Annotated in this window: 18 protein-coding genes and 1 pseudogene; 14 read left to right on the top strand and 5 right to left on the bottom strand. The window is 66.4% G+C overall.

Translation table 11 applies throughout. The features are described from left to right. The first annotated feature begins 9 nt into the window (after positions 1 to 9). Together fliS and D573_RS0102270 are read left to right on the top strand one after the other, a co-directional pair. Entirely contained in the window at positions 10 to 423 is a 414-nt protein-coding gene (gene fliS / locus D573_RS0102265; protein ID WP_018169828.1) for a flagellar export chaperone FliS, read from the top strand. 47 nt (positions 424 to 470) lie between these two features. Further along, a complete protein-coding gene (locus D573_RS0102270; RefSeq protein ID WP_018937537.1) occupies positions 471 to 860 on the top strand; it encodes a flagellar protein FliT in 390 nt (129 codons plus the stop codon). A 601-nt stretch (positions 861 to 1,461) separates the two neighbouring features. On the opposite strand, the gene D573_RS0102275 is transcribed toward D573_RS0102270, so the two are convergent. Together D573_RS0102275 and D573_RS0102280 are read right to left on the bottom strand one after the other, a co-directional pair. Beyond that, complete coding sequence (locus D573_RS0102275; protein ID WP_018937538.1) at positions 1,462 to 1,776, bottom strand: GIY-YIG nuclease family protein; 315 nt, start codon at positions 1,774 to 1,776, stop codon at positions 1,462 to 1,464. A 629-nt stretch (positions 1,777 to 2,405) separates the two neighbouring features. Beyond that, a complete protein-coding gene (locus D573_RS0102280) occupies positions 2,406 to 4,598 on the bottom strand; it encodes a bifunctional (p)ppGpp synthetase/guanosine-3',5'-bis(diphosphate) 3'-pyrophosphohydrolase (RefSeq protein WP_018937539.1) in 2,193 nt (730 codons plus the stop codon). Between the two features lie 99 nt (positions 4,599 to 4,697). Here D573_RS0102280 and D573_RS0102285 point away from each other — a divergent pair, with 99 nt between their 5' ends. From D573_RS0102285 to D573_RS0102310, 6 genes and pseudogenes are all read left to right on the top strand, one after another. Further along, positions 4,698 to 5,531, top strand: coding sequence for an alpha/beta hydrolase (locus tag D573_RS0102285; protein ID WP_018937540.1), 834 nt, complete (start codon positions 4,698 to 4,700; stop codon positions 5,529 to 5,531). A gap of 116 nt (positions 5,532 to 5,647) precedes the next feature. Then, positions 5,648 to 6,676: a hypothetical protein gene (locus D573_RS0102290; RefSeq protein ID WP_018937541.1), complete on the top strand. Its 1,029-nt coding sequence runs from the start codon at positions 5,648 to 5,650 to the stop codon at positions 6,674 to 6,676. A gap of 71 nt (positions 6,677 to 6,747) precedes the next feature. After that, positions 6,748 to 7,494 (top strand): class I SAM-dependent methyltransferase, encoded by a 747-nt coding sequence (locus tag D573_RS0102295; protein WP_018145628.1) that lies wholly within the window; start codon positions 6,748 to 6,750, stop codon positions 7,492 to 7,494. Positions 7,495 to 7,499: 5 nt separating this feature from the next. After that, a pseudogene (locus tag D573_RS14025) lies at positions 7,500 to 7,700 on the top strand (DUF167 domain-containing protein); the annotation flags it as partial. 387 nt (positions 7,701 to 8,087) lie between these two features. Continuing rightward, positions 8,088 to 9,119 carry a dihydroorotase gene (gene pyrC, locus D573_RS0102305; protein WP_018937542.1) on the top strand — a complete coding sequence of 344 codons (1,032 nt, stop codon included), beginning with the start codon at positions 8,088 to 8,090 and terminating at the stop codon, positions 9,117 to 9,119. Between the two features lie 92 nt (positions 9,120 to 9,211). Further along, complete coding sequence (locus tag D573_RS0102310; RefSeq protein WP_018169820.1) at positions 9,212 to 9,691, top strand: hypothetical protein; 480 nt, start codon at positions 9,212 to 9,214, stop codon at positions 9,689 to 9,691. A 10-nt stretch (positions 9,692 to 9,701) separates the two neighbouring features. Here D573_RS0102310 and D573_RS0102315 read toward each other — a convergent pair whose 3' ends face one another. Continuing rightward, positions 9,702 to 11,672, bottom strand: a complete 1,971-nt coding sequence (locus tag D573_RS0102315) for a bifunctional diguanylate cyclase/phosphodiesterase (protein ID WP_026287895.1) — start codon at positions 11,670 to 11,672, stop codon at positions 9,702 to 9,704. 101 nt (positions 11,673 to 11,773) lie between these two features. On the opposite strand from D573_RS0102315, the gene D573_RS0102320 reads away from it, so the two are divergent. The 4 genes from D573_RS0102320 (at position 11,774) to D573_RS0102335 (ending at position 15,041) form a co-directional block, all read left to right on the top strand. Continuing rightward, a complete protein-coding gene (locus D573_RS0102320; RefSeq protein WP_018937544.1) occupies positions 11,774 to 12,148 on the top strand; it encodes a DUF1992 domain-containing protein in 375 nt (124 codons plus the stop codon). Further along, positions 12,145 to 13,233, top strand: a complete 1,089-nt coding sequence (locus tag D573_RS0102325; RefSeq protein WP_018937545.1) for a PA0069 family radical SAM protein — start codon at positions 12,145 to 12,147, stop codon at positions 13,231 to 13,233. The genes D573_RS0102320 and D573_RS0102325 overlap by 4 nt, the downstream gene beginning before the upstream one ends. A 104-nt stretch (positions 13,234 to 13,337) precedes the next feature. After that, a complete protein-coding gene (locus tag D573_RS0102330) occupies positions 13,338 to 14,147 on the top strand; it encodes a hypothetical protein (protein ID WP_018937546.1) in 810 nt (269 codons plus the stop codon). A gap of 15 nt (positions 14,148 to 14,162) precedes the next feature. Then, on the top strand, positions 14,163 to 15,041 hold the full coding sequence (locus tag D573_RS0102335; protein WP_018937547.1) for a mechanosensitive ion channel family protein: 879 nt from the start codon (positions 14,163 to 14,165) through the stop codon (positions 15,039 to 15,041). 34 nt (positions 15,042 to 15,075) lie between these two features. Here the strand turns inward: D573_RS0102335 and D573_RS0102340 are convergent, their stop codons facing one another. After that, a complete protein-coding gene (locus D573_RS0102340; protein WP_018937548.1) occupies positions 15,076 to 16,776 on the bottom strand; it encodes an ExeM/NucH family extracellular endonuclease in 1,701 nt (566 codons plus the stop codon). 16 nt (positions 16,777 to 16,792) lie between these two features. Continuing rightward, positions 16,793 to 17,230 carry an Rrf2 family transcriptional regulator gene (locus D573_RS0102345; protein ID WP_018145638.1) on the bottom strand — a complete coding sequence of 146 codons (438 nt, stop codon included), beginning with the start codon at positions 17,228 to 17,230 and terminating at the stop codon, positions 16,793 to 16,795. Positions 17,231 to 17,436: 206 nt separating this feature from the next. On the opposite strand from D573_RS0102345, the gene D573_RS0102350 reads away from it, so the two are divergent. Both D573_RS0102350 and D573_RS0102355 read left to right on the top strand, forming a co-directional pair. Continuing rightward, on the top strand, positions 17,437 to 18,741 hold the full coding sequence (locus D573_RS0102350) for a methyl-accepting chemotaxis protein (RefSeq protein ID WP_018937549.1): 1,305 nt from the start codon (positions 17,437 to 17,439) through the stop codon (positions 18,739 to 18,741). Between the two features lie 96 nt (positions 18,742 to 18,837). Continuing rightward, positions 18,838 to 19,716, top strand: coding sequence for an undecaprenyl-diphosphate phosphatase (locus tag D573_RS0102355; RefSeq protein ID WP_018937550.1), 879 nt, complete (start codon positions 18,838 to 18,840; stop codon positions 19,714 to 19,716). Positions 19,717 to 19,895 lie beyond the last annotated feature (179 nt).

Below are 19,895 nucleotides of genomic sequence, written 5' to 3' on the forward strand. Positions count from 1 at the left end.
GACCAACGCATGTACGGACCGGGCATGAATCGCGGAGTGAATCAGTACCGGCAGTCGGGCGCACTGGCCGAGGCCCAGGTGGCGGACCCGTACCGCCTGATCCAGATGCTCTTCGAGGGCGCGCTGGAGCGGATTGCCGTGGCCAAGGGTGCCATGCAGCAGGGCAACGTGGCCCTGAAGGGCGAGAAGATCGGCAAGGCGATCGACATTGTCGAGTCCCTGCGGGCGGTGCTGGACCACAAGCACAACGGTGAGCTGGCCGGGAACCTGGATGCGCTCTACGAGTACATGAGCCGCCGCCTGCTGGAGGCCAACGCGAAGAACGATCCGGCGGCACTGGACGAGGTGGCCAAGCTGCTGCGCGAGATCAAGGCTGGCTGGGACGATATTCCGTCCGAACAACGTGTTGCCCGGGCGAGCTGACAGCCCTCTATGGACTTTCCCTCTGATTTCCAGGGCAGCCGATGACAATGACCGGCACCGATAGCCGGGAGGCGCCCGAGACCACAGGCGCCACCCTAGAGGATGCGGTCGAAGCGATCCGCGCCCACATGGCGCGGGCCGTGGCCGAAGAAGACTGGGAAGAGCTGCAGGAGCTGGACCGGCAGACGAGAGTCCTGGTGGAACGAGCCTTCGGGGCCGATCCAGTGCCGCTGCGAGATGACTCCGGTGCGGCGCTGCGCGCGGCCCTGGAGGACTTGGCGCGCTTCTACGAGACCTCCGTACAGGACCTGTCGCAACGACGGGGCGAGGTCGCGCAGCAGATCCGTGAGCTGAAGTCCGGCCGCAAGGGCACCAACGCCTACGAGACGACCCGCCGGCATTCCATGCGGACGGGGCTGGGCCACTCGGCCGACTGACGGGACTCTGTGCCCGGTCGGGGCTTTTCGACTCTCACCAAACCCCGAACACCACCCCTCCCGTCATCTCGGAAACTGCGGAGCAGTTATCCGGGATCTTCGCGGCGTGGGCTTCCCGTGCGTTGGGGTGAATCCGGCGTGCGAGATCCCGGCTCTCCGCTGCGCTGCGCTGCGGCCGGGATGACGATGAGGGGGAGCGTCTAGCTGGTCAGGCGTCGGGAAAAGCACTCGGAATCGCTACGAACCTTTTGTTATCCCGGAAACTGCGGAGCAGTTATCCGGGATCTTCGCGGTGTGGGCTGCCCGTGCGTTGGGGTAAATCCGGCGTGCGAGATCCCGGCTCTCCGCTTCGCTACGGCCGGGATGACGATGAGGGGGAGCGTCTAACCGGACAGGCGTCGGGAAAAGCACTTGGAATCACCACAAACCTTTTGTCATCCCGGAAACTGCGGAGCAGTTATCCGGGATCTCTGCGGTGTGGGCTGCCCGTACGTTGGGGTGAATCCGGCGTGCGAGATCCCGGCTCTTCGCTGCGCTACGGCCGGGATGACGGGTTGAGCGGGTGCCCTGCCAACTTCGAGTCTGCCACTAAGCGAATCGGCTAGAAGAGGTTGTCGTAGAGGTCTCTCCAGGTGGGGTTTTCTGTTTCGACAAGGTCGATCTTCCAGCGGCGTCGCCAGCGTTTGATTTGCTTTTCGCGGCGGATGGCTTCGTCCATGGAGTCTTGTTGTTCGAACCAGACGAGGCGGTGGAGCTTGTAGCGGCGGGTGAAGCCGGGTACGAGGTCGTCGCGGTGTTGGGCGATGCGGCTGGGGAGGTTGCTGGTGACCCCGGTGTACAGGGTGCCTTCTCGCCGGTTGGTCAGGATGTAGACCGCCGGGTGCTTTTCCCATGGTTCGCGTCCTTGCGAGGCCAAGTATTGAGTTTGCCATGGATGTTGCGGTGGTCGCGCGTTCACCGCGTTTCGGGTGCCCTTGATCCGTGGGAGGCACAAGGCATTCCTCTGACTCCTACTCGTCATTCCGGAAACCGCGAAGCGGTTATCCGGGATCTCTGTGGCGTGGTGTGCCCGTGCGTTGGGGTGTGTCCGGCGTGGGAGATCCCGGCTCTCCGCTTCGCTACGGCCGGGATGACGGGAAAAGTGGGCGCTGCGGCCGGGATGACGGGAAGGGGGTGCTGCGGGCGGGATGACGTGGGGTCTCGCTGTGGTCAGGAGGATGAGCCTGGCGTGGTGACAAGGGCAAAGACGCGGGTCGTAGCCCCCGACGTCATCCCGGAAACCGCGAAGCGGTTATCCGGGATCTCTGCGGTGGGGTGTGCCCATGCGTTGGGGTGTGCCCGGCGTGGGAGATCCCGGCTCTCCACTTCGCTGCGGCCGGGATGACGGGGAAAGTGGGCGCTGCGGCCGGGATGACGGGAAAAGGGGGCGCTGCGGTCGGGATGACGGGAAGGGGTGGCGCTGGGGCCGGGCGGGATGACGGGCCGGGTCGGGCGCGGCCGGCGCTACAGGGTGGGAAGGCGTGCGGGCGGGATGACGTGGCGGGGTCAGGGGTTTGGGGGGAGGCGGCGGACGGTTTGGACGCTGCTGAGGGATTGGAGGCGGTCGAAGAGGTGGCTGAGTTCGCCGAGGTCGCTGAATTCGGCTTCCAGTTCCATGCGGACGCTGCGGTCTTCGCGGTTGGTTTCGGTGTTTACGCGCAGCAGGTTGATGCCGCATTCGGAGAAGGCGTTGCCGACTTCGCCCAGCAGGCCGGGGCGGTCGTGGGCATCGACCTCCAGGGTGATCGCCTCGCGTTCGGGCTCTTCGCCCCAGGAGACGGGGATCAGGCGGCCGCGCTTGTCTTCCGGCATGTGCAGGATGTTGACGCAGTCGCTGCGGTGCACGGAGACGCCGGCGCCGCGGGTGATGAAACCGATGATCGGGTCCCCGGTCTGCGGATTGCAGCACTGGGCGCGCGTGGTGAGCAGCCCGCCGACGCCGCGGATTCGGATGTCGTCCGGTTTGGCTTCGCCCTCGTGGCGGCGCGACCGCTGGGGCGCAGGGGTGGTGGCCGGTTGTTCCCCAGTTCGGGCGTCGCGCAGCTGGTGGGAGATGCGTCCGGCGATCTGGGCGGTGGTGACATCCCCCGCGCCCAGGGCAATCAGGAGTTCGTCGAAGGTCTGATACTTCATTGCCTCGGCCAGCGCGCTGCGGTCGAGGTTGTGGCCGCAGCCGAGGCGCTGGCATTCGCGATCGAACAGGTGCTTGCCGGTCGCCAGGTGTTCGTCCTGGTGCTGCTGACGGAACCAGGTGCGGACCTTGGAGCGCGCGCGGGCGGTGTTGAGATAGCCGAGCGCGGGGCTCAGCCAGTCGCGGCTGGGCCCGCCTTCGCGGGTGGTCAGGATCTCCACGCGCTCGCCGGACTTCAGCTTGTAGGTGAGCGGGACGATATGGCCGTCGACCTTGGCGCCGCGGCAGCGGTGGCCGACCTCGGTGTGGACAGCGTAGGCGAAGTCCAGCGGGGTTGCGCCCTGGGACAGGTCCAGCACTTCGCCCTGGGGTGTGAGCACGAACACGCGTTGGTGCAGCGGTTCGCTCTGGATCTCGTCGAGCAGGTTCTGGTCGTTGTTGTCGGCGGCCTCCAGCAGCTGCCGCAGGCTGTTGATGGCGCGGTTGAGCGCCTGATCCTCGCGCCCGCCTTCCTTGTAGCGCCAGTGCGCGGCGACCCCCAGCTCGGCGAAGTCGTCCATCTCGCGGGTGCGGATCTGCACCTCCACGACCTTGCCCTCCGGCCCGACCACGGCGGTGTGCAGGGACTGGTAGCCGTTGTCCTTGGGGTTGGCGATGTAGTCGTCGAACTCGCTGGGCAGGTGGCGCCAGTCGTTGTGGACGATGCCGAGCACGGTGTAGCAGGTGGCCAGCTGGTCGACGATCACGCGGGTGGCGCGCAGATCGTACAACTCCGACAGCGAGGTGCGCTTGCGCTGCATCTTTTTCCAGATGCTGTAGATGTGCTTCGGCCGGCCGAAGACCCGGGCCTCGATGCCGTCCGCCTGAAGGCGCGTCTTCAGCGTGCGGGCGAACTCTTCGACGTAGGCTTCTCGTTCGGTGCGGTTTTCCTCGAGGCCGACGGCGATGTCGCGGTAGGTTTCGGGTTCCAGGATGCGCAGGGCGAGGTCTTCCATCTCCCACTTGAGCTGGCCCACCCCGAGGCGGTTGGCCAGCGGTGCGATGACGTCGAGGGTCTCCTGGGCGAGGATGCGGGCGCCTTCGTCGGGCTCGCGGACGAGCTGGCGCAGATGCTGCACCCGAAACGCCAGCTTGATCAGCACGGCGCGCACGTCGTCCACCATGGCCATCAGCATGCGACGCAGGCGTTCGGCCTGTTCCGGACGCCCGGCCGGGGCCTCGAAGCGGCGGCGCACCAGCGCGGCGACGTTGGTGGTCAGCCGGGCCACCGCGGCACCGAAGCGCTGCTCGAGCTCGGCCGGCTTGAGCAGGTCCGCCAGATACACGGGTACCAGCAAGGTCGCGATCAGCGTCTGCCGATCGACGTTGAGATGGCGCAGGATCTCCGCCACGTCCAGCGGATGCGATTCGAGCCCGGCGGTATCGACGGCCTCCAGTGCTCGATCCAGTGCCTCGGCCAGTTGCAGGCCGGTGGCGTCGGCCAGGGGCTGGCTGCCCGCGAAGTGGCGCAGTAACGCGTCGCGGTCGAGCCCCTGCAGATCGGTATTGGTCAGCAGCGAATGGCGCATGGAGGCAATCGTCGAAACAGAGCGAGGGCCCTATTGTACGGGAGCGCAGAAGGTGGCGAGAGGCTTGCGAACGGGAGTGACCGGGATCAGGATCGGGAGATGGCCAACTTGTTCAAGATCCTGCTGCTCGTGGGGCTGGGCTATGTCCTGGTAACCGCGCTGATCTTCGTGACTCAGGATCGTCTGATCTATCTGCCGTCCAGCACGGTGACCAGCACGCCGGAGCGCATCGGTCTGTCCTACGAGGATGTCGAGCTGGTCACCGAGGATGGGGTTCGGATTCATGGCTGGTTCGTGCCGGGGCCCGGGGGCGACACGCCCGTGTTGCTCTTCCTGCATGGCAATGCCGGAAACATCGGCCACCGGTTGCATTCGCTACGGCAGTTCCACGAGCTGGGACTGGCCGTGCTGATTATCGATTACCGCGGCTACGGGCGGAGTGCGGGGCGCCCGGACGAGGCCGGCACCTATGCGGATGCGCGCGCCGCCTGGCAGTACCTGATCGACGACCGTTCGGTTTCGCCAGAGGAGATCGTGCTGTTTGGCCGCTCGCTGGGGGCGGCAGTCGCGGCGGAACTGGCAACGGGCGTGGAGCCGGGGGCGGTGATCCTGGAATCCGCCTTTACCTCCGCGGCGGATCTGGGGGCGCGGCATTACCCCTGGCTCCCGGTGCGGGCGCTGCTGCGGCACCAATACGACACCCTGGGCCGGGTGGGCGCGATCTCCGCGCCGATCCTGCTGGCCCATAGTGCCGAAGACGAGATCGTGCCATTCGAGCATGCCAAACGCCTGCGGGCCGCCGCTACGGATGCGTGGGTGCTGGAGATGGAGGGTGGGCACAACGACGCCTTCCTGACCACGGGCGACGACTACACGGAGGGCCTGCGGGCGTTCCTCCGCGATGTAGGCGTGTCGGTCGACGGCCCTCAATGACGAACGGATCAAGAGGCTGGACGGGGCAGGTCGTTGGGAGAATCCGTGTTTCGATCGTGGGAGATTGGTAGACTCCGCGGCTGTTTTGGCTGGAATGGATCTCCCTGGCGTCCGGAATGAGCGAATCTGCCGCAAAAGCCCCCCTGACGGTTACCTACTGTCGTGATGAGCAGCCGGAATGCGCGTCGGCGCCGGTGGTGATCCGCTTTGGCGGGGCGAGCGGTGTGGAATGCAAGCCGGGGCGTCTGGAGATCCGCGTGGGGCTGGAGCGCCTGGGCGGCGAGTCGGACTGGGCGGAATGCTGGTCGCTGCCGGACGGCGCCGAGGGCGAGACCGGAGTGGAAGGCTCGCTGAGCTACCTTCGCCACAAGGATTGCCTGATCGGCTGCTGGATTCAGCCGCTGGATGCCGCAGGCGACCCGGATCCCCTGACCGAGCGCGCGTACCGCGAGATCCTGGCTGGCTGCGGTTCGCTGGGTTTCGAGCACCTGGTGCGGGTGTGGAACTATCTTCCCGCGATCAATGACCCGGTCGCCGGCCAGGAGCGCTATCGTGGCTTCTGCAGCGGGCGGGCGCGGGTGTTCGAGGCATTGCCGGAGTACGAACAGTTCCTGCCGGCGGCGACGGCGATTGGCACCCATTCCGATGGCTTGCTGATCTATTTCATTGCCACTCGCGAGGCGGCCGCGCGTATCGAGAATCCGCGCCAGGTCAGCGCGTACCACTACCCGCCTCAGTACGGGCCGCGCAGCCCTTCGTTTGCCCGCGCCAGTCTGTGGCAGTCGGGGCCGGAATCGGCCGAGCTGTTTATCTCGGGCACCGCCAGTATTGTCGGCCATGAAAGCCGGCATGTTGGCGATCTCGAGGCGCAGATCGACGAAAGCCTGCGCAATGTCGGTGTCCTGCTGGAACAGGCCGCCACGGATCACCCGGTTCGGGTGGAGAGGCCGCGCGACCTATCGCTGCTCAAGGTGTACCTGCGCCATGCGGCCGATGCGTCGGCCGCGGAACGTCACTTGCGCTCGCGCCTTGGTCACGATGTGCCGTGCCTGTTGCTGCACGGGGATATCTGCCGCGAGGAGTTGCTGGTGGAGATCGAGGGACTTTATTCGGAGCGTCTGACCACGACGTTCGCGACACCATGAAGGATTGATGCCGGGCCGGTCAGGCCGCCGACTTGCGGTGGCGCCGGTCCCTTGCCTGGGGAGTACACGCAATGCAGCCAACCACCAAGAAGCCACACCCGGTCCTGAAGGACTACTACGGGGATGAAGCCAGCCGGCGCGCCTACGTCGACGACCTGTTCGATCGGACTGCCCCGTATTACGACCGAATCCTGCGGGTCGGCTTCTTCGGCACCGGGCAGTCGTATCGCCGGTTTGTCCTGAAACAATCCGGTCTGGAGGCCGGCATGGAGGTGCTGGACGTGGCCACCGGCACCGGCCCGGTTGCGGAGGAGATCCGCAAGGTGGTGGGCGATGACCACCTGACCTGCGTGGACCCGAGCCGCGGCATGATGGATGTGGCCCGAACCAAGATGGATGCCACGTTCGTGCAGAGTCTGGGCGAACAGATGCCCTTGCGCGACCAGCAGTACGACCGTCTGTACATGGGGTATGGGCTTCGCCATGTGCGCGACCTGCACGAGTTGTTCAGCGAGTACTTCCGCGTGCTGAAGCCGGGCGGGCGCTGCACCATCCTCGAGGTCTCGCGGCCACGTACGAAGTTCCAGTTTGGCCTGGCGCGTTTCTATTTCCGCGATTTCGTGCCGTTCGTGGGCAAGGTGCTCACCCGCGACCCGGACGGGCAACTGTTGATGCGCTATTTCTGGGACACCATCGATCAGTGCGTCCCCCCGGACGACATCATGGAAACCCTGCGATCGGTCGGTTTCGAGGACGTGCAGCGCAATGTGCAGCTCGGCGTCTTCAGCGCCTACATGGCGACGCGCCCGGCCGGGTAGGGTTTTTGGGCCGGTTGAAGGTCAAGGTGGCGCCCGGGAGCAAACGCAACGCCATTGGTGACTGGATGGGTGACACCCTCAAGCTGAAGGTGCAGGCGCCGCCGGAGAAGGGCCGTGCGAACGAGGCCGTGGTGGCCTTGCTGGCCGCGGAACTGGGGTGTTCGAAGGCGGCCGTGCAGGTGGTGGCCGGTGCGACCTCGCGCAGTTTGGGAAACACTGATCAATGTACGCGCTCGCGCTCGAGTCGCTTTTGCGTGCGAACAAGGCGCGGTGACTGCCGTGCAGTCATTCTGCACAAGGGAGCCGCAACGCCGTTCCCGCGCAAAAGCGGCCGAGCCCCTTCGGGGTTGGCACCCCGGGTTCCCCGATCCGGCGTTGCGCCGCTTGCGGGTAGAACCACTACCCGCTGCGCGACGCGCCTGGTCTCGGAAAACCCGGGGTGCCAACGCGAGTGTGTACATTGGTCAGTGTTTCCCAAAACCGTGGTGGTCGAGGGCCGGTCCGAGGCCGAGTTGCACCGCGCGTTATCCTCATGACTCATACACTGTGACGGGGCCCAGTACCCGACGGCCCCCCTGCGAAGGGAACTACGGATGAACCGCCTGACCCTGACTCGACCGGATGACTGGCACCTGCACCTGCGCGATGGCGATGTGCTGGCGACGGTACTGCCGGACACGGCGCGCCGCTTCCGCCGCGCCATCATCATGCCCAACCTGAAACCGCCGGTGACGACGGTGGAGGCCGCCGCCGAATACCGCGACCGCATCCTGGCGGCGCTGCCGGAGGAGGCGGACTTCGAGCCCCTGATGACGCTGTACCTGACCGAGGGCACGACACCGGGCATGATCGACGCGGCGAAGGCCTCCGGATTCGTGCACGGGGTCAAGCTCTATCCCGCGGGTGCCACCACCAATGCCGCCAGTGGCGTGACCGATATCCGCCGCTGCTATCCGGTGTTCGAGGCGATGCAGCGGGTGGACCTGCCGTTGCTGATACACGGCGAGGTGACCGATCCGGACGTGGACATCTTCGATCGCGAGGCGGTGTTTATCGAGCGCCACCTGGAGCCGCTGATCCGCGATTTTCCGGAGCTGCGGGTGGTGCTGGAACACATCACCACCGAGTCGGCCGTGCAGTTCATCCAGGACGGGCCGGCCAATGTCGGCTCCACGATCACGCCCCAGCACTTGCTGTACAACCGCAATGCGCTGTTCGCGGGCGGCATGCGGCCGCATCACTTTTGCCTGCCGATCCTGAAGCGCGAACGCCACCGCAAGGCGCTGCTCGACGCGGCGACCAGTGGCCACCCGCGCTTCTTCCTGGGGACCGATAGCGCTCCGCATCCACGCCACGCGAAGGAGTCGGCGTGTGGCTGTGCGGGTATCTATTCCGCGCACGCGGCCATCGAGCTGTACGCGGAGGCCTTTGCCGCGGCGGATGCGCTGGACCGGCTGGAGGGCTTTGCCAGTCATTTTGGCCCCGATTTTTACAAACTGCCGCGCAATACCGACAAGCTGACCCTGGAGCGGTCCCCGTGGACCGTACCGGAGGCCGTACTGTTCGGGCATGATCCGGGTGTGCCCCTGCGCGCGGGCGAGACGATCGCCTGGCAGCTGGCGTAGTCCAGCCTCCGGAAGCGGCCGGCGTGGCGAACCCTGTAACGGCTCGGCGGTCAGCAGGGTAGACGAGTACAGGACAAGACGAGGATGGAGACATGACCGAACCCAATGTGCAACGCGGGACTTTGTTGTTCTGGATGGCCATCAGCCTGGGGGTGGCGTTGCTGATCGTGGCTCTGGGGGTCGGGCTGGAGCCGGCCGGCGCGCCGATCCTGCGCGCGCCGCTTAGCTCGCCGGCCGCCGGTGCCCTGGGCTTCGGTCTGCTGATGGTCTGGGCCGCGTATGCCTATGCGCTGTCTGCCGGACGTGCCGCGGGCAGCCAGGAGATGGGGGTGGTGATCCTCAACCTTGGGCTCCCGGTGGCCCTGATCCTGCTGTGGCGTGCCGAACTGAACGCGCTGGCGTTCTTCGTCGCGTTGGGCTGGGCGCTGACCCTGGGTGGCATGGCCGTGCGCCTGTTCCGGCGCGAGGCCCTGGCCGGCGTGATGATGTTGCCGCTGATCGGAGTCAGCCTGACGGCGATCCTGCTGTCGCTGACGCTCTGGGTGCTGCCGGCCGCGACCGGCGGGGCCTGAGGCCGGATTCCTATCCGGCAGCCGGCGCCGCTCGATTGGTGTCCGGCTTCAGCGCCGGCGCGCGGCGGCAGTGATCGAAAAAGGCATTGGCATCCATGGGCCGGGCGAACAGGAACCCCTGAAAGAGCAAGTCACCGTGGGTGGTCAGCCAGCGGTACTGGGCCTCGGTCTCGACCCCTTCGGCCACCACCGCCAGACCGAATTGGCGTGCGATGTCGCAGATTGTGCGCACCATGGCCTGGTCGTCCGGGTCGTGGTCGACCTGGCGGACGAAGCTCCGGTCGATCTTGAGTTCGTCGAACGGGAGACGCTTCAGGTAGCTGAGCGAGGAAAAGCCGGTCCCGAAATCGTCCATCGAGAAGCGCAGGCCCATTTGCCGCAGGGCCTGCATGATGTGGATCACCCGGTCGGTATCCTCCGCCACCACGTGCTCGGTGATCTCGAGCGTGATGCGGTGGGCGTGTTCACGGCCCAGATAACGGGTGATCAGGTCTTGCATGCGGTGGACAAAGTTCAGGTGCACCAGCTGGCGCGGGCTGATGTTGATTGCGAGCTGCTCCAGGGGGAACCCGGCGCGATCCCAGTCGCGCAAGGCCTGGAACGCCCGCGCGATCACCGCGTCGCCCAGTTCGCTGATATAGCCGGTCTGTTCGGCGATGGGGATGAACTCGGCGGGTGATACGGCGCCCAGCTCGGCGCTGTGCCAGCGAATCAGGGTCTCGGCGCTGCGGATCCGCCCAGTGGTATCCACCTGGGGCTGGAACAGGACCTCGATCTCGCGATTGTGCAATGCAAAGTGCAGGCAGCGCTCGATCTGCAGATGCCGCTCCACCGCCCGCGACAGCTCGTCGCTGAAGACCACCACGCCGTCGCGCCCGCGGTCCTTCACTTCGTACATGGCGATATCGGCCTCGCGCACGAGCTGATGCGAGTCGACCGGCTGCGCGGGCTCGATCAGGCGGATCCCGATGCTCGCGCTCACGTGCAGGTGATGGTTGCGGATAATGTAGGGCGTCTTGACCACCTGGAGCAGCGAATGCGCCAGGCGGCGGGCGGCGCGCTCGCAGGTCTGGCGGTCTTCCTTGCCAGGGGCCACGATGACGAACTCGTCGCCGCCCAGGCGGGCGAGGTGGTGGCCCGGGGGCAGGGTGTTGGCGAAGTCGCGCGTCACGGACTTCAGCAGTTCGTCGCCGATGTCGTGCCCCAGCAGGTCGTTGACCGTCTTGAAATGGTCCAGATCGATCAGCAGCAGGTACGAGTGCTGTCCGTGATGCTGCAGGACCTCGAGGCTTTGTTCGAGATGCTCGATGAAGGCGGCGCGGTTGTTCAGTCCTGTCAGGGCATCGTGGGAGGCCTGATGGAAGCTGTTGCGGAGCAGCCCGAAGCTGCTGTTGGCCGCGTAGAACAGGACCAGGGCAAGGGTGGCCGAGAACGCCGCCAGGACATAGCTGTACCAATCCCCGATCAGCAGGAAATATCCGGCCAGTGGCGCCATCATGGCGGGGATCAATGGCCGGAAAACCCAGGGGGCCGGATAGAGCAACGCCGCAACCACCGTGGTGGCGCCGATCTGCGTGAAAATGGCGATGTAGTGGAGATTGTGCGAGTCCAGGCGCACAAAGATCAGGAAGATCGCGGTCCACAGCGCCAAGTAGAGATACAGGAAGAGGGTGAGGTGCAGCCGCCAGCGGAGCCGTTGCTCCGGTGACAAGGGCGAGCGGTGATAACGCCAGTACAGCTGCAGGCCCCAGAGCGATGCAACAAACATCACGCTGTACCAGGCTGCAGCCGCGGTGAATGCCCCGTGCAGCGCACCCAGCAGGATGTAGCCCAGGCCAGGGACCAGGGACAACGCCACCAGCACCGGGATCTGGCGCGTCAGATAGGTGTCGAACTGGGGTTCGGCCCGCAATGCCTCGCGAGCCGGAACAAGCGCGCGTACGCTGGAAGCCGGTGGATTGTCTCGCGGGGTGAGTGCCATCGGGGTCCAGACGGGGATGGTTTGTCGAAGGGCTGGACGTTACGGTAAATCAGTCGGGGGCTCAACAGGCTCGGCCCGGCGCATGAACAACGGACTACGGAATGTTGCTGACCGAGTTACAGATCGAGGCCCGGCTGGCCGATGCGGCGCGCCGCGGGGAGTTCGATGACCTCCCGGGGGCGGGTCGACCCCTGGAACTGGATGATGACAGCGCGGTGCCGCAAGAGCTGCGCATGGCCTTCCGGGTGATGAAGAACGCCGGCTATGTCCCCGAGGCCGTGCAACTGCGAGGCGAGATCGCCTCCACGGAGGCGCTGCTGCAGGCGGCGGACGACGAGGCGGCGCGCCAGCAGGCGGCCAAGCGCCTGCGCTTGCTGCTCGACCGGCTGAACCGCAGCGATGCGGGTCGGGGCATGCTCTCCGAATCCGGCTATTTCCGACAGCTGTGCGAGCGCATGGATGGCCCCAGCCAATGAAGCCGGTCCATGGACCGACCAAGGGCCGGGGCGCGACCATCGATCCCCATGCTCGCTTCGAGTCGACCCGGCACGAACCCTTCGACGACGGGTGGGTCGGTGATGGCGAGGCACCGGCGCCGCTGCGCACCGAGGTGACGGTCGAGCACCCGCGCAGCGTCCTGTCCTGGAATCAGTCCCCGGATGTGCCATTCGAGCTGTCCCTGAACCCTTATCGTGGCTGCGAGCACGGCTGTGCCTACTGCTTTGCGCGGCCGGCCCATGCCTATGTGGGCCTTTCGCCGGGGCTCGACTTCGAGAGCCGGCTGTTCGCCAAGGTCGGCGCGGCCGACTGCCTGCGGCGCGAACTGGCGCGACCGTCCCACCGGGTGACCCCGTTGGCGCTCGGGATCAACACCGATGCGTACCAGCCGATCGAACGTGAATGGCGGATCACGCGCGAGCTGCTGGAGGTGCTGGCCGAGACCGGGCATCCCGTATCCATCGTCACCAAGTCCGCACTGGTCGAGCGCGACCTGGATTTGCTGGGTCCGATGGCGGAGCGCGGACTGGTGCAGGTGGCGATCTCGGTGACGACCCTGGATCGCGGGCTTTCGCGACCTCTGGAGCCGCGCGCGGCGGCCCCGCAACGGCGCTTGCAGACCGTGGAGCGGCTTACGGCGGCGGGCGTCCCCGTCAGCTTGCTGGTGGCGCCGTTGATCCCCGTACTCACGGACGGGGAGCTGGAGGTCTTGCTGGATGCCGGGGCGGCGGCGGGCGCAGTGGCCGCCGGCTATGTACTGCTCCGGCTCCCGCGTGAGGTGGCCCCACTGTTCGAGGACTGGTTGCGCACCCATCACCCGCTCAAGGCGGAGCACATACTGCAGCGCCTGCGCGAGGCGCATGGGGGCAAGCTCTACGATTCCACCTTCGGTCACCGGATGCGCGGTGCCGGGCCGTATGCGGAGCTGTTGCGGCAGCGCTTCCGGCTGGCGCGGCGCCGGGCGGGCCTGGCCGGACGTCTCGTGGAGCTGGACTGCAACCAGTTTGTCCCGCCCGCGCGCCCGCAGGAGGCGCGGTCCGAAGGGCAGCTCGATCTCTTCTGACGTCCGCGAATGCGGTCCGGCGGGCGCCATTGTCCCGAGGATGCTTCTCCCGCGGACGGGGTGTTCTGGTTTACAGTGACGCCAACACCACGACAGGGCGGACGATGCCGCAGAATCCAACCATGAGTACCGACGATGCGGCCTGGTGGGGGCGCCGGGCACTTGCATCGGGGCAACATGGACGCTGGTCCATCGGCCCCCTGGACCTCTGGCTGCTGCACGGCGAGCAGGAATGGCAGATGGTCCTGGAACGCCCGCGCGACCCCGCCGATGCCACACTGGCGATCGATGTTCCCTGCGCCGATGCGTTCCCTGCCGACGCGAACGACCTGCTGCGTTTTGCCGGATCCCCGGCGGATTCGGTACCGGAGCTGCGGGTGGCCCTGGCGGATCGGCCGATGGTCAGCCGGCCGCAAAACCCCTTCTATGTGCCAGCCCGCGGTCAGGTCACGCTTTACCTGAGTTCCCCGGCCTGGGTGCAGCTGCACCTGGGCGAGGCCATGGTGCAGGAGTTTCCGGTCTATACGCCGTCCGATACCTGGTTCGGCCCGAATACCGTGAACGGGGAGCTCTGTTATGCCACTCGCACCCAGGCTCGCCTGGACCTGGCCGACGTGCCCATGCGCCCGCACCGCGTCATCACGCCGCTGACCATCGAGAACAAGGCTTCGGATGCCCTGTTCCTGGAACGCGTGAACCTGCCGGTGCCGCGCCTTCCGGTATTCGCCGACGAGCACCACCGGTTGTGGACCCCGGCAGTGCGCATGGAGCGCGAGGAAGATCGCGACATGGCGGACATGAAGATCGACTCCGGTCCTCCCGGTGTGGCCGGCGGGGCCCAGCGCATCGCCGAACCCCGCCAGGCCGGGGGGCGGCATTTGATGGTCAGGGCGTTCACCGCCCTGTTTCAGTAGGGAGCTTCCGGCGCGATGAATGAATGGCTGCAAACCGCTCAGACCTTTGTGACCAGCGAGGCCTTTCTCGCCGCCATCCGCGCCGCGGTCTACCTGCTGGTGGGCCTGCTGCTGGCGCGCCTGCTGTCGCGCGGTCTGGCGCGCGCGCTGGAGGACAAGCTCGACGCGCAGCAGGTCATGCTCACCCGCCGCATCAGCTTTTACTTGATCGTTCTGCTGGTGCTGGCCTCGGCGCTGCGCGAGCTGGGCTTCGATCTCACCGTGCTGTTGGGCGCGGCCGGCATCCTGACGGTCGCGCTTGGCTTTGCATCGCAGACCTCGGCCTCGAACCTGATCTCGGGGCTGTTCCTGATTGGCGAACGCCCGTTCTCCGTGGGGGATGTCATCAAGGTCGGGGATGCCACGGGCGAGGTGCTGTCGATCGACCCGCTGTCGGTCAAGCTGCGCACCTTCGACAATCTGATGGTGCGCGTGCCCAACGAGACCCTGGTGAAGACGCAACTGACCAATCTCAGCCGCTTCCCCATTCGCCGCCTGGACATGCAAATCGGGGTGGGCTATCGGACCGATCTCAAGCAGTTGCGCGACGTGCTCATGGGTGTGGCCGAGCGCAATCCGGTCTGTCTGGAGGAGCCCAAGCCGCTGTTTATCTTCCTCGAGTACGGTGATTCCGCGCTGAAGATTCAGCTCTCGGTGTGGGCGCGGCGGGAGAAGTTCCTGGACCTGCGCAATTCCATGCACGAGGGTGTGAAGGCCGCGTTGGACGAGGCGGGGATTGATATCCCGTTCCCGCAGCGCACGCTGGGTGGCCTGGATGGAAGCCCGTTACCCGTGCGCATCGTCGACAACGTGCCGGAGGCCGAGGCTGAGGCGGAAGCGTCCGCGCGCGACTGACCGGCAGGCCGCCCGAGCGGGGTTGGGCCGTCCCTCAATCCAGGCGGAGATCCGCCCAGACCGGGTCGTGATCCGAGGCGCGCCAGGGCCCCGTGGCGGGCGCGCGACCGTCAAAGCCGAGGAAGCCGGGTTCGTCTGCATTGACCGACCAGGCCGCCCCGTCGTGCACGGCGTCGCGCAAGGCATCGGGACCCAGCAGGTAATCCAGCTGTCCGGCCCGGCCGCGAAAGACATAGGTATGGGCGGACGCGGGATCGTCATGTACCAGGTCCCGCTTGCCGGCCGCGGCCAGCGTTCGCACCGGGTCTTCGGCGGCGTAGGCGTTCAGGTCGCCGAGGATCAGTACGGGAACATTGGCAAACTCATTGCGTTGTTGTTCCCGGATCCATGTCACCAGACGTTCGGCCTGGGCCGTGCGCCGTTCATTCCAGCAACCCTGGCCGCGGTCGATATCGCCCGCGTCGGGGCAGCCGCTCTTCGCCTTGAAGTGCACCACCACGGCCCCGAAACGCTTGCCACTCCCGGGCTGCTGGAACCAGCCGAGCAATGGCGGACGATGATGCACGGCATCGCGATCGCTGGCGGACCCAACGAGTTGCAACCGGTCCGGCCGGTAGAGCAGGGCCACCTTGATCGCGTCCTCGCCCGGCCCCGGGTGGGCGATGGCCGCATAGTCGCCGCGCTGCGGAGGGACTGCATTCAGTCGTTCGACCAGCTGCCGGCGCGCCGCCGCGGCGTTTTCCAGCTCGACCGCGCCCAGCAGGTCGGCGTCCAGCGTTCGCAGCAGGGCATCCAGCTTGGCCGTCTGGCGCTCGCGTTCCGCCCGGTTTTGTGCGCCGCGCTCGCCCAGCGTCACGAAGTCGTTCTCCAGATTGGCGGTGGCGATGCGCAGGTGGTCCGTTCCCGGCGTCGACGGTGGATCAGGGCGCTCGCCGCCGAACCAGTCCAGCGGGTCGGTGGGATGGATGCGATGGTCGCCGAAGGCGTGGGTCAGGATCCCGGTCAGGCCCTCCAGCGTGCTGCCCACTCGGCGCGTGCCATGATCGTCGCGATAGGGGATCGGGTCGGGGTTCGCGCGATAGCTGCCATCATCCAGGATGATCCGGCGATTCTCGTCCCGGGCGGTTCCCGCGGCCCCGGTCTGGCCGGGGTGCATGAGCCGCCCCCCGGCCGAGAGCGTCAGGCTGCCATAGCGCGCGAGTTCGTGGTTGGCGGTCACCGCCAGCGGCTGCGCAAAGCGAACACGGAGGTCGGCGTACTCGCCGAGGCGGCTGGCGTCTTCAGGCAGGCGCACCTCCAGCGGTGCCGGCAGTTCGCCGTGCCCGCAGCCCTGGATGCGGTCCAGCCGAGCGATCTGCGGGCGTCCGCGGTGGCGGCTAAACACCCCGTGTACTTGCACATGCTCGCCGGTCGAGACCGGCTCGCGACGCGGGGCATACACAAACATACCCGCCGAGTCAGGCCCGGCGCCCTGCTGCAGATAGAACCCGCCGAGTTGATCGGGCCCCATAAACACGCCCGTGACGATGCCCTCCGCGATGACGGCATCTCCCTCGGCGACCGCGCCGGCGCGGAGCTCGGCGAGAGGGGCGACCTCGGCCCCGGGGGAGGGGCAGGCCACCCGGGCATCGACCGGGGAGGCTGCGAATAGCAGAAGCACCAGTGCGCCCCCCAGCGTGCGGCGCACGCACGGGGCCGGGTTGGCGTGGCGGCGTGGGTGCGTCAGCCGATCCATGGCCGCATGAGAAGAATCAGGCGCTCTTGCTGGGGTTCAGCAGTTCGTAGAGATAATCCGGCGCCTGGGTGACATCGGCGATGGTGTAGCGGTCGAGGACGTCCAGGAAGGCATCGCGCGCATCGTTCAGGACCCCACGCAACTGGCAACCGGGGAGAATCGGGCAGACGGGATTCTCGCAGTCCACCACGTTCAGGTTCGGCTCCATGTCGCGGATGACACTGCCTACGTTGATCTCGTTCGGCTCGCAGGCGAGCGAGATCCCACCCCCCTTGCCACGCCGGGTGATGATGTAGCCCTTCTGGCCGAGCTGGTGAACGATCTTAACCAGGTGGTTGCGCGGGATCGTGAACTGTTCGGAGATATCGCTCACGGTCACGCGCTGGTCGCGCGGCTGCACGGTGAGGTACATCAGGACCCGAAGGGAGAAATCAGTATAGCGAGTGAGCTGCATAGGGAAGGATTCGTCGGTTCGCGGTTTGGAAGGATATGCTTGCGCGCATATGTCCCGGAACCTTAATCGCTCCGGACATCCGTCACAAGTTCGGTCGTTGCCACTGAGTGAAGGCCGGGGCGTGCTCGGGGTTCAGAAACCGCACAGCCCGGCCGTTACATGCCAACCATAACAAGGCTTCTGAAGCCGAAATACAGGGGGATTCAATGGAGTCGATCAAGGGGTTGGGCCGGCTGTCACTCGCCGGACGGTTTTCGCTGGCGCTGAGTGCGATTGTGGGGGTGTTCTTTCTGATTGCCGCTGCCGCGGTGTTCTGGCACACCGCAACGCTCAAGGGGGGTATGGAGGCGACGTTGACGGGGGTCATGCAGGGCCACGAGACGACCCCGGCACTGGAGGCCGAGGTGGCGCTCGAGATCGACCGTCTCCTGGATCTTGCGGCCTGGCAGGTCAACGCGATGATGCTGGGTGTCGCGATCGGCGTGGTCGTCGTGGTGTATTTCCTGTTCGTGTTGATGATTCGGCGGCGCCTGGCGCAACTGGCTTCGCAGTTTCGCGTGGTATCGGAGGGTGAGGGCGATCTGAGTCAGCGGATCAACGCCCCGCGCAATGACGGGATTGATCGTCTGGCGCGTCTGTTCAACGCATTTATCGAACGCTTGCAGGGGATGGTTTCGGAGATGGTGGAACATGCGCGTGAACTGGGGGAGTCCGTCGGCACCCTTCACCGCGTGGCGGAAGAGACCAACCAGGAGGTGCAGCAGCAACAAGCCCGGATCGGCCAGGTTGCTACCGCGATGAACCAGATGACGGCCTCGGCCGAGGAGATCGCGCGCAATGCCCAAACCGCGTCGGAAGCCGCAGATCAGGCCGAGAGCGAGACGCGTACCGGGTCCGATGTGGTGGACGCCTCGGTCCGCACGATGCGCGAACTGGCGAGCGAGATTGGCACCGCAAACGAGCAGGTGGCGCGCCTGCAGTCCGAGTCGGACAGCATCGGTTCGGTGCTTGACGTGATCCGCGGCATTGCCGAGCAGACCAATCTGCTGGCGCTCAATGCGGCCATTGAAGCCGCGCGGGCGGGGGAGCAGGGAAGGGGATTCGCTGTCGTAGCGGACGAGGTGCGGACCCTCGCCACGCGTACACAGGACTCCACCACCGAGATCCAGGCCATGATCGAACGCCTGCAGGCCGGCGCCCGGGCGGCGGCCAGCGCGATGGAGCGCAGCCGCGAGAGGGGCGAGGCCGGAGTCGACCAGGCCGCTGGTGCGGGCGACGCCCTGCAGGCGATCCGTTCCGCGGTGGAACGCATCCGTCATCTCAACAACGAGATCTCCGGGGCGGTATCGCAACAGGCGGAGGTCGCGCGCGAGGTGGATGGCACCCTCACGGAGGTTAGCCAGGGGGCCCAGATCACCGCGGGGAATGCCGAAGCCACGGCCAGCGAGACGGACGTCCTAGTGGGGCGGATCGAGCGGCTGCGGGGACTGACCACCCAGTTCCGGGTCTGATCCACGCCTGGCTGGGCGTGCGACCGGGGTCCCGGCGCCTCCCTGGCGTTTTCCGTATACTGCGGCCCGCCTCGGGTTCACGGAGCCGTATCTGCAATGACAGTCTGGGTCGCTGCCCTCCTCGGGATCGTTCAGGGCATCTTTATGTTTCTGCCGGTCAGTTCGACCGCGCACCTGGTCCTGACCCAGCACTGGCTGATCCGTCAGGGCGAACCGCTGCCGGCGCCCGAGAGCCCCGAGATGATCCTGTTCGACCTGGTGGTGCACGTGGGCACCCTGGTCTCGATCGTCGTCGTCTTCCGCAAGAGCCTGACCCGGCTGACCGGTGGCATTGCCCGCGAAAGCCTGCAGTGGGCATCGGCCCGCGGGTCGGCCGGGCGCGAGATGCTGTTTCTGCGTCTGGGGCTGCTGGTGGTGCTTTCGGTGTTCGCGACCGCGGTGGTCGGATTCACCCTGAAGGCGGGCTTCGAGCAGGTGTTCGCCCACCCGACACTGATCGCGGGCACGCTGAGCCTGACCGGGGTATTGCTGTGGTGGACGGACCGGCTGCAACGGCGCCCGTTGGGGCTGCGCCAGCTGAGTCCGAAGATTGCTACCATCATCGGCGTGGCCCAGGGCTTTGCACTGATCCCGGGGCTCTCGCGCAGCGGCATGACCATCACCTTCGCCCTGTTCACCGGGCTCAAGCGGCGCTGGGCGGCGGAGTACAGCTTCTTCCTCGCGATTCCGACCATCCTCGCCGCCACCGCCGTGCAGTCACTGGACGTGCTCAATGGCGACGGGCTGGGGAATCTGAACTGGACGGCGCTCGCGGTGGGCTTCGTGGTGTCCGCCCTGGTCGGGATCGTCTCGTTGAAGATGGTCCTGTTTTTCCTGTACCGCGCCAACCTCAAGGTCTTCTCGTTCTACCTCTGGGCGCTGGCGCTGCTGGTCCTGTTCGGATTCCTCGACGTGGACATCATGTACGGGAAATGACCGGATCCTCGGGTGCGGAGTCTCACGAGGGGGGCATGTGCTCCGATCCTGCGCTGCGTCCCAATGATCGACGCGGGACCGGAGAGTGATCAGGGCGCTGCGGACCCCGCCTTGTCTCGAAAAAGTGGGGTACCAACGCGGACGGGTGAATGAATCAGCCGTTCCCTGGATCCCTAGGC

The organism is Thioalkalivibrio sp. AKL9, assembly GCF_000377825.1.
GTDB classification, from domain to species: Bacteria; Pseudomonadota; Gammaproteobacteria; order Ectothiorhodospirales; family Ectothiorhodospiraceae; genus Thioalkalivibrio; species Thioalkalivibrio versutus.

Excerpts from the sequence above, each read along its gene's own strand:
- fliS (WP_018169828.1), top strand. The coding sequence starts at position 10 with ATGTACGGACCGGGCATGAATCGCGGAGTGAATCAGTACCGGCAGTCG.
- D573_RS0102270 (WP_018937537.1), top strand. The coding sequence starts at position 471 with ATGACCGGCACCGATAGCCGGGAGGCGCCCGAGACCACAGGCGCCACC.
- D573_RS0102280 (WP_018937539.1), bottom strand. The coding sequence starts at position 4,598 with ATGCGCCATTCGCTGCTGACCAATACCGATCTGCAGGGGCTCGACCGC.
- D573_RS0102285 (WP_018937540.1), top strand. The coding sequence starts at position 4,698 with ATGGCCAACTTGTTCAAGATCCTGCTGCTCGTGGGGCTGGGCTATGTC.
- D573_RS0102290 (WP_018937541.1), top strand. The coding sequence starts at position 5,648 with ATGAGCGAATCTGCCGCAAAAGCCCCCCTGACGGTTACCTACTGTCGT.
- D573_RS0102295 (WP_018145628.1), top strand. The coding sequence starts at position 6,748 with ATGCAGCCAACCACCAAGAAGCCACACCCGGTCCTGAAGGACTACTAC.
- pyrC (WP_018937542.1), top strand. The coding sequence starts at position 8,088 with ATGAACCGCCTGACCCTGACTCGACCGGATGACTGGCACCTGCACCTG.
- D573_RS0102310 (WP_018169820.1), top strand. The coding sequence starts at position 9,212 with ATGACCGAACCCAATGTGCAACGCGGGACTTTGTTGTTCTGGATGGCC.
- D573_RS0102315 (WP_026287895.1), bottom strand. The coding sequence starts at position 11,672 with ATGGCACTCACCCCGCGAGACAATCCACCGGCTTCCAGCGTACGCGCG.
- D573_RS0102320 (WP_018937544.1), top strand. The coding sequence starts at position 11,774 with ATGTTGCTGACCGAGTTACAGATCGAGGCCCGGCTGGCCGATGCGGCG.
- D573_RS0102325 (WP_018937545.1), top strand. The coding sequence starts at position 12,145 with ATGAAGCCGGTCCATGGACCGACCAAGGGCCGGGGCGCGACCATCGAT.
- D573_RS0102330 (WP_018937546.1), top strand. The coding sequence starts at position 13,338 with ATGCCGCAGAATCCAACCATGAGTACCGACGATGCGGCCTGGTGGGGG.
- D573_RS0102335 (WP_018937547.1), top strand. The coding sequence starts at position 14,163 with ATGAATGAATGGCTGCAAACCGCTCAGACCTTTGTGACCAGCGAGGCC.
- D573_RS0102340 (WP_018937548.1), bottom strand. The coding sequence starts at position 16,776 with ATGGATCGGCTGACGCACCCACGCCGCCACGCCAACCCGGCCCCGTGC.
- D573_RS0102345 (WP_018145638.1), bottom strand. The coding sequence starts at position 17,230 with ATGCAGCTCACTCGCTATACTGATTTCTCCCTTCGGGTCCTGATGTAC.
- D573_RS0102350 (WP_018937549.1), top strand. The coding sequence starts at position 17,437 with ATGGAGTCGATCAAGGGGTTGGGCCGGCTGTCACTCGCCGGACGGTTT.
- D573_RS0102355 (WP_018937550.1), top strand. The coding sequence starts at position 18,838 with ATGACAGTCTGGGTCGCTGCCCTCCTCGGGATCGTTCAGGGCATCTTT.